Source organism: Streptococcus australis (genome assembly GCF_019930045.1).
Lineage (GTDB): Bacteria > Bacillota > Bacilli > Lactobacillales > Streptococcaceae > Streptococcus > Streptococcus australis_D.
Map to the genome: position 1 here is coordinate 47,005 of NZ_JAHZQQ010000007.1, position 13,604 is coordinate 60,608.

The 13,604-nt window shown below is 40.7% G+C and carries 10 protein-coding genes; 3 read left to right on the plus strand and 7 right to left on the minus strand.

Annotated features, from left to right (window positions below; genetic code table 11):
• Positions 1–373 precede the first annotated feature (373 nt).
• From glgA to K1J10_RS02720, 6 genes are all read right to left on the minus strand, one after another.
• Positions 374–1,801, minus strand: a complete 1,428-nt coding sequence (glgA, locus tag K1J10_RS02695) for a glycogen synthase GlgA (protein ID WP_223355785.1) — start codon at positions 1,799–1,801, stop codon at positions 374–376.
• Positions 1,801–2,937: a glucose-1-phosphate adenylyltransferase subunit GlgD gene (gene glgD, locus K1J10_RS02700; protein WP_061563774.1), complete on the minus strand. Its 1,137-nt coding sequence runs from the start codon at positions 2,935–2,937 to the stop codon at positions 1,801–1,803. The genes glgA and glgD overlap by 1 nt, the downstream gene beginning before the upstream one ends.
• The gene (locus K1J10_RS02705) at positions 2,927–4,069 is read right to left on the minus strand and encodes a glucose-1-phosphate adenylyltransferase (protein WP_125329616.1); all 1,143 of its coding nucleotides are present in this window, start codon (positions 4,067–4,069) and stop codon (positions 2,927–2,929) included. Before K1J10_RS02705 ends, glgD begins: the two co-directional genes overlap by 11 nt.
• 113 nt (positions 4,070–4,182) lie before the next feature.
• A complete protein-coding gene (gene glgB / locus K1J10_RS02710) occupies positions 4,183–6,084 on the minus strand; it encodes a 1,4-alpha-glucan branching protein GlgB (protein ID WP_223355786.1) in 1,902 nt (633 codons plus the stop codon).
• A 388-nt stretch (positions 6,085–6,472) separates the two neighbouring features.
• Positions 6,473–8,206, minus strand: coding sequence for a phosphoenolpyruvate--protein phosphotransferase (ptsP, locus tag K1J10_RS02715; protein ID WP_223355787.1), 1,734 nt, complete (start codon positions 8,204–8,206; stop codon positions 6,473–6,475).
• A 2-nt stretch (positions 8,207–8,208) separates the two neighbouring features.
• Entirely contained in the window at positions 8,209–8,472 is a 264-nt protein-coding gene (locus tag K1J10_RS02720; protein ID WP_006596636.1) for a phosphocarrier protein HPr, read from the minus strand.
• Positions 8,473–8,901: 429 nt separating this feature from the next.
• On the opposite strand from K1J10_RS02720, the gene nrdH reads away from it, so the two are divergent.
• The 3 genes from nrdH (at position 8,902) to nrdF (ending at position 12,493) form a co-directional block, all read left to right on the plus strand.
• Positions 8,902–9,120, plus strand: coding sequence for a glutaredoxin-like protein NrdH (nrdH, locus tag K1J10_RS02725; RefSeq protein WP_006596951.1), 219 nt, complete (start codon positions 8,902–8,904; stop codon positions 9,118–9,120).
• A 132-nt stretch (positions 9,121–9,252) separates the two neighbouring features.
• Positions 9,253–11,412, plus strand: coding sequence for a class 1b ribonucleoside-diphosphate reductase subunit alpha (gene nrdE / locus K1J10_RS02730; RefSeq protein ID WP_223355788.1), 2,160 nt, complete (start codon positions 9,253–9,255; stop codon positions 11,410–11,412).
• A gap of 121 nt (positions 11,413–11,533) precedes the next feature.
• Complete coding sequence (gene nrdF / locus K1J10_RS02735; RefSeq protein WP_009732545.1) at positions 11,534–12,493, plus strand: class 1b ribonucleoside-diphosphate reductase subunit beta; 960 nt, start codon at positions 11,534–11,536, stop codon at positions 12,491–12,493.
• Positions 12,494–12,643: 150 nt separating this feature from the next.
• On the opposite strand, the gene K1J10_RS02740 is transcribed toward nrdF, so the two are convergent.
• The gene (locus K1J10_RS02740) at positions 12,644–13,300 is read right to left on the minus strand and encodes a CPBP family intramembrane glutamic endopeptidase (RefSeq protein ID WP_135781997.1); all 657 of its coding nucleotides are present in this window, start codon (positions 13,298–13,300) and stop codon (positions 12,644–12,646) included.
• Positions 13,301–13,604: the final 304 nt, after the last annotated feature.

Consider the following 13,604-nt stretch of genomic DNA (forward strand, 5'->3'; position numbering starts at 1 on the left):
ATTTGTAAATCATAGGAAGTCTCATTTATGTTTGGAGAAGAATGACACTTCCCTAAAACACTTCCCGTGATTATTACCTTTATCTATCTTATCTTTTTTCGCATCTTTTATCAACTTATCTTACTCAGATTTCTTCCCTTTTTTGATTCCCTATATTTCAATAGTAAACTCTTCCTTCTACAAGCAAAAGAGGCTGGGACAAAAGTCCTAGCCTCTCAATTGTTTTTGGATTGTCGAGCAAGTCGCAGTGGTTGAGTGGGCTCTACTACGCTGATTTCATCAGCTTTTACAGCCCTACTCAACTATGCGGAGGTGGGACGACGAAATCGAATTCTAACGAATTACCGATTTCTGTCCCACTCTCTCATTCATCTTATAATGATTGATACAGATCAGCATAATGTTGACTAGCTGTATCCCATGAGAAGTCACGATTCATGGCTTCTCTTTGGAGACCATACCAAGCATCCTTATCATGAGTATAGACCGTCAAAGCTTGATCTACAGCCCAGTTTAGCCAATAACCAGATAGGTTGTTAAAGCTAAAGCCAGTACCACTACCATCAAGTACATTATAGGCTTGAACTGTATCTCTCAGTCCGCCTACCTCGTGAACCAATGGTAGCGTACCATAGCGCATAGCCATCATTTGAGATAGTCCACATGGTTCAAAACGACTTGGCATCAAGAAGACATCCGAAGCGGCATAGATTTCTTGCGCCAACTGGACATCAAACATGATGTTAGCAGAGAGTTTATCTGGATAAGCTTGACCAAACCAAGCAAAGGCATGTTCAAAACCAGGATCTCCTGTTCCCAAAAGAACGATTTGGATATCCTTTTGTAGAAGGTTATGGAGTTCTTCAACCACCACATCAAAGCCTTTTTGGCGAGTCAAGCGAGAAACGATTCCAAACAAAGGTACATCATCACGTACTGGAAGTCCAACACGTTCCTGAAGAGCTCGTTTGCTTACTGCTTTTCCTGATAAATCATCTATATTGAAATGATAGGACAAAAGCGGATCTGTCTCAGGATTATAAAGGTCTGTATCGATTCCATTCACAATCCCCGTTAATTTACCAGACTCCATGCGCAAGATTTGATCAAGGCCACAACCATATTCAGCTGTCCTGATTTCATAACTATAACTTGGTGAAACAGTGGTCACACGATCAGCATAAAGGATCCCAGCCTTCATCCAGTTCAAGCAATCCTTCCACCGAAGGGTACCATCTTCGTAGCGCTCAAATCCAACGCCAAACAGATCCCACAACATTCCTGGGTCAAACTGACCTTGGAACTCCAGATTATGAATGGTCAAGACAGACTTAATTCCATTGTAAGCTTGAATCCAACGGTATTTCTCTTTTAGTAGGAAAGGAATCATGGCTGTATGATAATCATGAACATGGATGATATCAGGAATAAAATCCACTCGTTCCATCATCTCAAGCGTTGCCAATTGGAAGTAGGCAAAGCGCTCCCCATCATCAAAATCTCCGTAGACATGTCCTCTAAAGAAATATTTCTGGTTATCAATAAAATAGAAGGTAACACCATCACGATGGATGCGTTTCACACCAACATATTCGCTTCTCCAACCCACTCTGGTCTCGAAGTGTAAAACATCTTCAATTTGGTCGCCAAATTTCGCCTCTACCATGTCGTAGTAGGGGAGGACGACACGAACATCATGTCCTTTTTTAGCCAAGGATTTAGGGAGTGCTCCAATCACATCTCCTAGCCCCCCTGTTTTTGAAAAGGGAGCTCCTTCTGCGGCAACAAACAATAATTTCATTATCCAATATCCTCTGTAATCACAGCACCTTTTTTAATTACAAGAGGTGCCTCTTTGGTTCCACGAATGGTTACACCAGTTTCAACTACGACGCCCTTGTCAAGAATCGCATGCTCAACGACTGCTCCCTCATGGACAACGACACCTGGAAACAGGAGACTGCTACGAATTTCTGCCCCCTGGTGTAGATGAACGCGACGAGAAATGATAGAATCATGCACCAAAGCTTCGACAATGCTTCCTGATGCAAATTGCGAATTGCGAATTTCTGCTGAAGCAGCGTAATAGGTTGGTTCCTCATTTTTTACCTTGGTATAAATCTTTTGATTTGGTGAGAAGAGGGACATAAATTTATTGGTTTCCAACATATCCAAGTTAGCACGATAGTAGGATTCAACTGAATGAATATTGGCAATATAGCCGGTGTATTCAAAAGCGAAGGCTCCATATTCTACTGCTAAATCACGAAGAATATAACGCAATTTTTCTGGATGTTCTTTATGGATTTCTGATTCTAATTTTTCAATCAACCATGGTGTATCCACAATAAAGATATCCGTTGACATATTATAGAGAGCATCTGAATCTGTTCCATCAAACAATCTTTGACCCGTAACATGGTCAGTCTCATCAATATCCAAGATAGCATTTACTTCAGAGATGTCACGATGATGCAACTTTTTGTACACGACTGTAATAGGTGCATCAACGGTATTATGCAAATGGAAAACCTGGTTTAAATCAATATTTACCAAGACGTCACAGTTGAGAGCGACTGTTTGATTAGATCCTGAGCGTTTTAAATAAGTTAATAACTGCTCATAGTACTCTTTCCCAACATTAGAGCTTTCAACTGGTGTGTTATAAATTCCAAGGTAGTAGTGGCTCAAAAGAGTTGACAAGCCCCACTCACGACCAGAGCGGATATGGTCAAAGACAGAACTGATATTTTCTTGTTGGAAAATACCGAATACACTACGGATTCCTGCGTTAGCAAGGCTAGAAAGCGGGAAGTCAATCAAACGATATTTCCCATCAAATGGCAGACTGGCAACAGGACGATGATCTGTCAATGACGACATATCATGGAAGCCTACTGTGTTTCCTAAAATAGCTGAATACTTATCAATCTTCATCTGTTGCTACCCCCACTTTTTCGTTATATCCAACGACTTGTACTTCTTCCGTTCCATCGATGACAACACCTTCTGAAACGACTGCTCCTTCACCGATAATGGCACGTCTAATCACAGCACCTTGTCCGATAATGGCACCACTCATGATGACAGAATCTTCAACGACTGCACCTTTACGAACTTGTGCTTCCGTAGACAAGATAGAACGTTTTACTGTTCCATCTACCAAGCACCCATCCACTACCAAGGAATCTTCAATATGGGCATGTTCGCCAAAGAAGTTTGGTGGTGAAATCAAGTTACGAGAATAGATCTTCCAGTGACGGTCGCGGCTATCCAAGGCATTGTTTGGATCAATGTATTCCATATTCGCTTCCCAAAGAGATTCAATAGTCCCCACATCTTTCCAATAGCCCTTGAATTCATAAGCATAGACGCTTTCACCAGATTCAAGATAAGTTGGAATAACGTTTTTACCAAAGTCAGACATATCGATGTCACTCTTCTCTGCAGCCACTAGCATATTGCGCAGGCGAGACCAGTCAAAAATGTAGATTCCCATGGAAGCTTTTGTTGATTTTGGCTCTGCAGGTTTTTCTTCAAATTCGACAATTCGATTGTTAGCATCCGTATTCATAATTCCGAAACGGCTAGCTTCTTTTAAAGGTACATCCAATACAGCTACTGTAAGGCTTGCATTGTGATCTTTGTGAGACTGAAGCATTTCGTCGTAGTCCATCTTGTAGATATGGTCTCCAGAAAGGATCAACACGTACTCTGGATTGATACTATCGATGTAGTCGATATTTTGGAAAATCGCATGACTTGTTCCTTCAAACCAACGATTTCCTTCACTTGCAGAATACGGTTGAAGGATAGAAACCCCAGTATTAATGCCATCAAGACCCCAACTTGAACCATTTCCGATATGGTTGTTTAAGGCAAGCGGTTGATACTGAGTAATCACGCCAACATTGTGGATACCTGAGTTGGCACAGTTGGATAAGGCAAAGTCAATAATACGATAACGTCCCCCAAATTGCACTGCAGGTTTGGCAATGCTTTGAGTGAGTTTTCCAAGGCGAGTTCCTTGCCCACCAGCAAGGATCAGAGCTAGCATTTCATTCTTCATTGATTACTCCTTTTTGGATTGACGAGACCTTCTTCCCACTTCGAGAGGCACCATGACCTCTTCTACAGAGTTAGGAAGGGGATCATAGACCGCGATCAGTAGATCACCAACAACTATTTTTTTGTTTTAGACACATTGGAACGAAGTTTTCGTTTCACTTTCCATACACTAGCTCCAAGAGCCGGTAAGGTGAAGGTCAAGGTTTGTGGATAATCTTTCCATAATCCCTCTTGAGTCTTCACTTCCTGGTTGTGCTCTTTCCAGACACCTCCCCATTTCTCTAATTCTGTATTCCAAATTTCTTCATAGACCCCAGCAACAGGGACGCCGACTGTAAAGTCCTTGCGCTCTACTGGTGCCATATTAAAGATACAAAGCAAATGATTTCCTTTTTTATCCTTACGAGTAAAGGTCAAGACACTTTGATCTCGGTTATCCGCATCAATAATCTCAATACCGTCATAGCTATCATCAATTTCCCACAACATCTTGTTGTCTTTGTAGAATTGATTAAGTTGTGAAGTAAACTCTTGCATCTTGCGGTTCATGTCATCTTCCAGATTAGACCATTCTAACTGTTCTTCAGACTTCCATTCTAAGAATTGGCCAAACTCTGAACCCATGAAGAGCAATTTCTTACCTGGATGACAAATCTGATAGGTCAAGAGATTGCGCAAGCCAGCGAACTGGTTGTAGCGATCTCCCCACATCTTATGCATGAGACTCTTCTTCCCGTGGACCACTTCATCATGAGAGAATGGCAACAAGAAGTTTTCAGAGAAGGCATACATAAAGCTAAAGGTCACCAAGTTGAAATCAAATTTCCGGTAAATAGGATCTTCCTCGTAGAAGCGAAGGATATCATTCATCCAACCCATATTCCACTTGTAGTCAAATCCTAAACCACCATACTCTTCCGGACCAGTGATCTTGGTGCCAGATGAACTTTCCTCCGCTGCCATGATGACATCCGGATGTTCTGATTTAATCACAGCATTCATCCGCTTAAGGAAATGAATTCCCTCATAGTTGAGATTTCCACCATCGATATTAGGTGTCCATGGACCACTATCGTAGTCTAAGTAAAGCATGTTGCTGACCGCATCGACCCGGATTCCATCCAAATGATAAAACTCAATCCAGAATTTTACACTAGAGATAAGGAAGGATTGGACCTGGTTTTTCCCTAGATCAAAGTTCATTGCTCCCCAGCCATAGTTGTGGGCACGATGATGATCTTGATATTCAAAGGTTGGTGTCCCATCGTAATAAGCCAAGGCATCATCATTGATGGTAAAGTGACCTGGCACCCAATCCACAATCACCCCGATGTTATTCAAATGACAGGCCTCAACGAAATCTTGAAACTCTTCCTGAGTTCCGTAGGTATGCTCTAAGGCAAAGTAACCCATCAATTGATAGCCCCAACTTAGCCCAAGCGGGTGAGCCATCACCGGCATAAACTCCACATGGGTATAGTTCATTTTTACCAAGTAAGGAATCAAGTCTTCCTTCAACTGAGCAAATGAATAGGGACTGCCATCTTCATTGCGTTTCCAAGAACCGGCATGAACTTCATAGATATTTACTGGACGAGATCTAAAGCCAAGTTTTCTCCGTCTGGCCATCCAGAGTCCATCTTTCCATTTCCGCTCTGGAATATCTGTAATCACCGCTCCAGTTCCTGGACGTTTTTCCATGCGGACTGCTAAAGGATCCACCTTCATCAAGCGGTGCCCATTTTGTCTTGTAACATGGTACTTATAGATATCGCCAACTTGAGGTGCAGTTGTAAAAACTTCCCAAACACCAGCTTCGTTTCTCACCATAGGAATTTCATTTTCTTCCCATTGGGTGAAATCACCTACCAGGTGTACTGCCTGAGCATTTGGAGCCCATACACGGAAACTATACCCTTCCACACCATCTACTTGCTCTTTATGAGCCCCTAGATAATGTTGAAGATGAAAGTTCTCACCGGTTCCAAATGTATACAATGCTTGTTTCGTATCCATTCACTCACCTCTCTCGCTTTTATGTAAGCGCTTCCTATTAATATTATTCTACTATAAATAGTTGAAATATTCAAGATTTTTTCTTGAATATTACGATGAAAAATTATGAAAAGAATTTGAAACTTTCATTGTTTCCCTGAAATTTCCTAAAGCAGATTCATAATTGTTCAGTTTTCAAACTATCTTTCCAATATTATACTATAAAAATAATTGTAATTAAACCTATTTCCGAATTTTTTTGGAAAATTTAAATTTTTTGTTTTGATATAGCAACACCTACTCCATTTTTGTTCAGCTACTTCATTTAAAGAAACAAATACAGGTTTAAAATAAAAAAGCTACCACCTCTTCCAAGGTGATAACTTTGTTATCAGATTCTTAAAATCAATTAATCTACGTTCACGTATTCTTTAGAAAGTTCAAGAACTTCTTCCATTGTTGAACATTCAGTAAGAGCACGGTTAGCGTATTCTTGCATCTTAGCTGTGTCAAGTTTCTTCATCAAGCTACGTGTACGAAGTACTGAAGTAGCTGACATTGAGAACTCATCCAAGCCCATTCCGACAAGAAGTGGAACAGCTGTTTGGTCACCAGCCATCTCACCACACATACCAGCCCATTTACCTTCAGCGTGAGCTGCTTTGATAACATTGTTGATCAAGCGAAGGATTGATGGATTGTATGGTTGGTAAAGGTATGAAACTTGTTCGTTCATACGGTCAGCAGCCATTGTGTATTGGATCAAGTCGTTTGTACCGATTGAGAAGAAATCAACTTCTTTGGCAAATTGGTCTGCAAGCATAGCTGCAGCTGGGATTTCAATCATGATACCAACTTGGATATCATCTGCAACTGCGACACCTTCAGCAACCAATTTTGCTTTTTCTTCTTCAAGAATAGCTTTAGCAGTACGGAACTCTTTCAACAAAGCAACCATTGGGAACATGATACGCAATTTACCGTGAACAGATGCACGAAGCAATGCACGCAATTGCGTACGGAACATTTGGTTACCAGTTTCAGAGATAGAGATACGCAAAGCACGGTAACCCAAGAATGGGTTCATTTCTTTAGGAAGATCGAAGTAAGGAAGTTCTTTATCCCCACCGATATCCATTGTACGAACGACAACAGGTTTACCGTTCATACCTTCAAGAACTGCTTTGTAAGCTTCGTATTGGTCGTCTTCCGTTGGGAAATCTTGAGAATCCATGTACAAGAATTCTGTACGGTAGAGACCAACAGCCTCAGCACCATTTTCGTTCACACCTTCAACGTCTTTAGGTGTACCGATATTAGCTGCCAACTCAAAGTGTTTCCCATCTGCAGTCACTGTTTTCGCATCTTTCAAAAGAGCCCATTCAGCTTTTTGTTTAGCGTAAGCTTCTCCAGCTGCTTTGAATTCTGCAATTTGTTCTTCGCTTGGGTTGATGACTACTTCACCAGTAATTCCAGATACAGCCAAAATATCACCATCTTTTACAAGATCGGTAATGTTGTTTGTACCAAGAACAGCTGCAATCTCCAGTGTACGCGCCATGATGGCTGAGTGACTGGTACGTCCACCAATGTTTGTAACAAAGGCTTTAACGAACTGTTTGTTCAATTGAGCTGTATCTGATGGAGTCAAGTCATGCGCAACCACGATTGCTTCTTCATTGATAGTTGCTGGGTTTGGCAATTTCTTACCAAGCAAGTTTGCAAGAACACGTTTGGTCACGTCGCGAATATCTGCCGCACGTTCTTGCATGTATGGGTTATCTTCCATTCCTTCAAAGATGGTGATAAACATATCTGTGACTTCTTTCAATCCAGCCTCAGCATTCACCTTCTTCGTGCGAATTGTTTCCTTGATCTGACCAACCATTTCAGGGTCAGAGAGAACCATCATGTGAGCATCAAATACTTGTGCTGCTTCCTCACCAAGGCTCGCTACTGCATTCTCCCGAATAAGAGAAAGCTCGTTCTGTGAAGCTTCTAGAGCTACATCCAAACGAGCTTCTTCTGCATTTGTATCTTCAACTGAGATTGTATCAAATGACAAGTCGGGTTGAACAAGTAGATATGCCTTAGCAACGGCAACACCATCAGATGCTGCAATTCCTTTAAGCATTTCTGTCATGTTTATGCCAATCCTTCTTTTTCCATTGTTTCAGCGATTGCTGCAAGAGCATCATCAGCGTCAGCACCTTCAGCTGAGATTACAACGTCAGCTCCTTGACCAACACCAAGGCTCATAACACCCATGATTGATTTCAAGTTAACTGATTTACCTTTGTATTCAAGAGTAATATCTGAAGCAAATTTGCTAGCAGTTTGAACCAACAAAGTTGCTGGACGTGCGTGGATACCTGTTTCTGCCACGATGTGGAAATCTTTAGAAGCCATAGTTTGACTCTCCTTTTATAATTAGTTTTGAGTTATCTGTGATAACCCTTACAATTTGCTATTATATCATCTTCTTCATTATTTTTCAAGATTTTTATCACACACTTACTGAAAATACTTACAAGAAGCACTCAATTTTCTCTTCTTTTGAACTTCTTTTTTTACTTTCTTCTATTAAATAATTAGAATTGCTTTCTTGGACACAGTATATAGAATTTTAGGAAAAAGATAGGAATTCCTTTGACTTAAAAAACCTATATTTTATCACGTTTTCCTCAATTTTCACTAATTCTTACAACACTACATATTGTGGTATCCTTAGGTATAGTTAATTTATGTGCACAATATTTAGTTAAAACTCTTGACAAGAAAAAACCTTTTGTTTATACTAGATACAGATTTATGAATTTAGAGGAGTTAGATCACATTATGGTGACAATTTATTCAAAAAATAATTGTGTTCAATGTAAAATGACCAAACGTTTTTTAGATACCAATCACGTTGAATACCGTGAAATTAATCTAGATGAGCAACCTGAGTTTGTGGACCATGTGAAAAACCTTGGTTTCAATGCTGCGCCAGTTATCCAAACGGCAGATGAAGTCTTCTCTGGCTTCCAACCAGCTAAGCTCAAGAAATTATCTTAACATTATCAAACAGGATCTGATTGGTCTAGGGAATGGATTGCTGTAGTTCTCGACTACAGTGTTCCCCTGGCCCTTTTACTTGTACAGGGGAGCTTGCCTCCCCTTTGTTTTTGAATTAGAAAAAGGAACATTATGGGATTAAAATCACTTGAAGACGTAACCTACTTCCGTCTTAATAATGAAATCAACCGTCCAGTTAACGGTCAAATCATGCTTCATAAAGATAAAGAAGCCTTGGATGCTTTCTTCAAAGAAAATGTTGTGCCAAATACCATGGCCTTTGATTCAATAACGGATAAAATCAACTATCTTATTGAACACAACTATATCGAAACAGCCTTCATTCAGAAGTACCGTCCTGAATTTTTGGAAGAACTTTATCAATTTATTAAAGATCAAAACTTCCAATTCAAGTCCTTCATGGCTGCCTATAAATTCTATAATCAGTACGCTCTGAAAACAAATGATGGAGAATACTATCTCGAAAGCATGGAAGACCGCGTCTTCTTCAATGCTCTCTATTTTGCGGATGGAAATGAAGACATTGCAAAAGACATCGCAAATGAAATCATCCACCAACGCTACCAACCAGCTACTCCTTCATTCTTAAATGCTGGACGTGCCCGCCGTGGGGAATTGGTTTCTTGTTTCTTGATCCAGGTAACCGATGATATGAATGCGATTGGACGTTCTATCAACTCTGCCCTTCAACTTTCTCGTATCGGTGGTGGAGTAGGAATTTCCCTTAGCAACCTTCGTGAAGCTGGAGCACCGATCAAGGGCTATGAAGGAGCTGCCTCTGGGGTCGTTCCTGTTATGAAACTCTTTGAAGATAGCTTCTCTTACTCTAACCAATTGGGACAACGCCAAGGGGCTGGGGTGGTTTACCTCAACGTCTTCCACCCAGATATCATCTCCTTCCTTTCTACTAAGAAGGAAAATGCCGATGAAAAAGTTCGTGTTAAGACCCTTTCACTTGGTGTCGTCGTGCCAGACAAGTTCTACGAGTTGGCTCGTAAGAATGAAGAAATGTATCTCTTCAGCCCATACTCTGTTGAGCGTGAATACGGAGTACCATTCAACTACATCGACATCACTGAAAAATACGATGAGTTGGTTGCTAATCCAAACATCCGCAAGACAAAAATCAAGGCCCGTGATTTAGAAACTGAAATTTCTAAATTGCAACAGGAATCTGGTTACCCTTATGTAGTCAACATCGATACTGCTAACCGCGCAAACCCAGTTGAAGGGAAGATCATCATGAGTAACTTGTGTTCAGAGATCCTCCAGGTTCAAGAACCAAGCTTGATCAACGATGCTCAAGAATTCATTAAAATGGGGACTGACGTCTCATGTAACCTTGGTTCAACCAATGTGGTTAACATGATGACCTCACCTGACTTTGGTCGTTCCATTCGTGCTATGGTTCGTGCTTTGACCTTTGTGACGGATAGTTCTCACATCGTCGCTGTTCCAACAATTGACCACGGAAATAGCCAAGCGCATACCTTTGGTCTTGGCGCTATGGGACTTCACAGCTATCTTGCCCAACAATTGATCGAGTATGGATCACCTGAGTCTGTTGAGTTTACGAGCATCTACTTCATGCTCATGAACTACTGGACCCTCGTAGAATCAAACAACATAGCGCGTGAACGTGGCATCACCTTCCGCAACTTTGAAAAATCAGACTACGCAAACGGTAGCTACTTTGATAAGTACACGACTGGAGAGTTTGTTCCAAAATCTGATCGCGTCAAAGAACTCTTTAAAGATATCTTCATTCCAAGTGCAGAAGACTGGGCTGAACTTCGTGATAAAGTACAAGCAGATGGTCTTTACCACCAAAACCGCTTGGCTGTGGCACCAAATGGTTCTATCAGCTACATCAATGATGTATCTGCTTCTATCCACCCAATCACACAACGGATTGAAGAGCGCCAAGAGAAGAAAATCGGGAAGATCTACTATCCTGCTGCAGGATTATCAACAGATACCATTCCTTACTACACTTCTGCCTACGACATGGATATGCGAAAAGTCATCGATGTCTATGCTGCCGCAACTGAACACGTAGACCAAGGGCTCTCACTGACTCTCTTTATGCGCAGTGACATTCCAAAAGGCCTTTACGAATGGAAAACTGAAAACAAACAAACCACTCGTGACTTGTCTATCCTTCGCAACTATGCCTTTAATAAGGGAATCAAGTCTATCTACTACGTCCGTACCTTTACAGATGATGGTGGAGAAGTTGGCGCAAACCAATGTGAAAGCTGTGTCATCTAAGACACTCTGATCCATTGCTACCAAAAGTCGGTCCGCCGACTTTTTGTGCAGTATTCTAACAATTGTGTTAGAATAACAATGATTGTATGATTGAATGAATTAGAAAAAGAAAGTGATGAAAATGGAAACTTACTACAAAGCCATTAACTGGAATGCTATCGAAGATGTCATCGATAAATCGACCTGGGAAAAACTGACCGAGCAATTCTGGTTGGATACACGTATCCCTTTGTCAAACGACCTAGATGACTGGAGAAAGTTGTCTAATAAAGAAAAAGACCTCGTTGGTAAAGTCTTTGGTGGATTGACGCTCTTGGATACCATGCAGTCTGAAACTGGTGTGCAAGCTCTTCGTGCAGATATCCGTACTCCCCACGAAGAAGCTGTCTTTAACAACATCCAATTTATGGAATCTGTCCATGCTAAATCCTACTCTTCCATCTTTTCTACCTTGAATACCAAGTCAGAAATCGAAGAGATTTTCGAATGGACCAATACCAATCCTTATCTTCAAAAGAAGGCAGAGATCATCAATGAAATCTACCTCAATGGAACCCCTCTTGAAAAGAAAGTCGCCAGCGTCTTCCTTGAAACCTTCCTCTTCTACTCTGGTTTCTTCACACCACTCTACTATCTTGGAAACAACAAGTTGGCTAATGTGGCCGAAATCATTAAGTTGATCATTCGGGACGAATCTGTTCACGGAACCTATATCGGCTACAAGTTCCAACTTGGATTTAACGAATTACCAGAAGACGAGCAGGAAAAACTCAAAGAATGGATGTATGACCTGCTCTACACCCTCTATGAAAACGAAGAAGGCTACACAGAGAGCCTCTATGATGGTGTGGGCTGGACAGATGAAGTTAAGACCTTCCTTCGTTACAACGCCAATAAAGCCCTCATGAACTTGGGACAAGATCCACTCTTCCCAGACTCAGCGGATGACGTCAACCCAATCGTTATGAACGGAATCTCAACCGGTACATCCAACCACGACTTCTTCTCTCAAGTCGGAAATGGTTATCTTCTCGGTGAAGTAGAAGCCATGCAGGATGACGATTACAACTACGGCCTATAAGACAAAAACCTTTCCATCTGGAAAGGTTTTTTTGCTTTTTCATGCTAAAAATTAGCCTTGCTGCAGAAGAAACTATCTCAAATAAACAAATCAGTCCTTTCCAGATTTGGAAAGGGCTGATTTGGTAGGTATGTTACTCCCCATTCTTCTTTATTGAAGCAAGAAGATAAGGAGAGAAGCGATCAGGTTATTTGCTATATGCAGGGCAATGGCATAACGAATATCTTCCTTAGTCAGATACGCTAAAGCAAAAATTGAACCCATTATAAAGTAAGTTAGAAATTGCCCTAGACTAGACGGAAGATGGAGAAAAGAAAATAAACTAGAAGAAAGAGCAATATAGAGCAAGGTTTGTCCTAGGGTTTCCTGCTTTGAAAATAGATACTTGGCCATTAAGCCTCTAGTTATGAATTCTTCAATAATGGGAGCAATAAAAATAATATAGAAAAAAACGAAGGCAGGAAATAACTCCAAGAAAAACTCAATACTTCTTTGATTATTAGACGATTCACCCGAGACCAAGGCTTGAAGAGCAATAAAGGCAACTAATAATCCAATGGGTAACCATATCGTGGACGTCAGTTTGGTCTTTTTAACCTCAAGTTTCCAACCCTTTTGGTACCATTTCCACAAACCAAAAATATAGAGAGCAGATACCAAAGCGAATATCAAGAGAATGAGAGGCTCGGAACCTCCCTCAACGAGAACATTCAAGCAACTAGCAAGAATCCTCGAAAATAAAATAAAATGAGAGAAGACCACCAAGGCATACAAACCAACATTTTTCCAGATACTGTTCCCCTTCATACAACACTCCTTTTTCCTTTCGATTCCTATTCCAAGTCTATTTTTTAATTCAATTATCTACCTTTGATTATTTATTATGCTGTCAAACTTAGGATTTTTATGAGGGCCTCGGACTGCGCCTTCAAATCGACAATGGAGCAATATCTAAGACACTTCCTTTTTCCTATATATTTATTGTAATGTATTTATCAAAAATTACAAGTACTTCTTAAAAAGTTTTTACAAAGGATAAATTGCAAGAATAAGTGCAACATTTACTTGAACTCATCCTCTAGAGCTTCACAAGCAGTTCTGTAAGCTAAAC